General features: G+C 73.8%; 1 protein-coding gene and 1 pseudogene. Both read left to right on the top strand.

From position 1 onward, the window contains the following. Window positions 1-286 (top strand): annotated as a pseudogene (locus tag AB0J09_RS64525) (DUF2264 domain-containing protein); the annotation flags it as partial. A 177-nt stretch (window positions 287-463) separates the two neighbouring features. Beyond that, window positions 464-1,518, top strand: a 1,055-nt coding sequence (locus AB0J09_RS64520) for a hypothetical protein (RefSeq protein ID WP_360714360.1), incomplete at its 3' end; no start/stop codon positions are given.

The following is a 1,518-nucleotide window of genomic DNA, read 5'->3' as shown; positions in this document are numbered from 1 at the left end:
CCGGCCGCCCACCCGGGTCGACACCGGCCCCGGCTGGGCCAGGCTCGACTCGCCGCACGGCCTGTGCGTGATCGAGGACCTGTCCGGCCGGCGGGAGGGAGCCCTCGTCACGGCCCTGCCCGGCACCAACGTGTTCGCCCCGCGCACCACGATCCCCACGCTGAAGGGCGACCTGCCGCCCGGCGAGCACCTGCTGGCCTGCGCGGTCATCGGCCTGAAGGCCGCGGGCGGGTGGCCGGAGCCTCCCGCGTGGGATTCCATCGAGCCTGTGCTCGGCCTGGGGTGATCACTGTTCCAGGTGCGGGAGCCGGGCCCGCCAGGTGACAGGCCCGGCCCAGTGGTTCTCCATCCCGAGCCGATCGCTCGCCCTGGTCCGGGCGATCCCCGGCACGGCGGCCTCCACCGCGGCCAGTAGGGTGGGGTCGGCTGCGGTCAGCCCGTAGAATCCCGTCAGGGGTGGGCGATGGCGACGCGTTCGAGGGGCACCACCGCACTACTCGCCGCTGCGGCGGCAGGGACGTGGCTGCTGGTCGTCAACGTTCTCGGGGCCGGTCAGGGGCCCATCTGGCGGCACGGCCCGATCTGGACGCTCGGCGCGTTCGTCGGCGTCTCCTTCCTCGCGGCCGGGACCTTGGCCTGGCGGGAGCACCCGCGTAACCGGGTCGGCCCGCTCATGATGGCGCTCGGACTCGCCTGGCTTCCCCAGCAACTGCTGTTTCACCCCGGAGGGCCGCTGTGGGCGCTGGCATTGTGCGGCATGTGGGCGGGGGTCGCTTGCCACCTGTTCCTCGCCTTCCCCACCGGCAGGCTGGGCTTCGTGTCCTACCGGGTGGTGACCGGCCTGGCGTACGTCGCAGCCCTTGTGCTGCCCTCGGCCCAGGCCGCCACGTACCTTCCCCTCCCGCTACCGCTCCGGCATTTCACCGTCGCGCTCGACGCCTCCTCCTGGCAGGTGACCGTCCTCATCTCCGGCGTGGTGCTCGCCCTCACGGTCAAGCGCTGGCGTCAGGCGAGCGTGGCGCAGCGCCGGGCGGTCGCGCCGGTCACCGGCGCCTCGGTGGTCGCCACGATCACCTTCGCCGGGGACCGCATGGCCGGCCTCTTCGGCCCGAACCCGCTGCAGGTCCCGCTCTCGCTCGTCATGCTGGGGGCGTTCATGGCGGTCCCGCTGGCGTACCTGGCCGGCCTCATGCGAAGCCGGATGGACCACGGCCGCGTGGCCGACCTCGTGGTACGGCTGAGCCGCCGCGAACGGCGGGACACGCTGCGCGACGAGCTGGCCGCCACCTTGCGAGACCCGGGGATGATCGTGGGCTATTGGACGGCGGATCAGGACCGCTACGTGGACGCCGACGGCCGCCCGGTCGACCTGGACCCGGGGCCGGGCAGGGTCGTCACTCGCGTCGACCAGGGCGAGGCGCCGCTCGCCGTACTCGTGCACGACGCCGCCCTCCTCGAGCAGCCCCTCCTCGTCGAGGCCGCGTGCGCCGCCGCGGCGCTCGCCCTGGAGAACGAGCG

It is taken from the genome of Nonomuraea sp. NPDC049784, assembly GCF_040659615.1.
Classification (GTDB): domain Bacteria; phylum Actinomycetota; class Actinomycetes; order Streptosporangiales; family Streptosporangiaceae; genus Nonomuraea.
The sequence above is the reverse complement of the archived record's forward strand: the minus strand, read 5'-3'. Positions and strand labels throughout refer to the sequence as shown.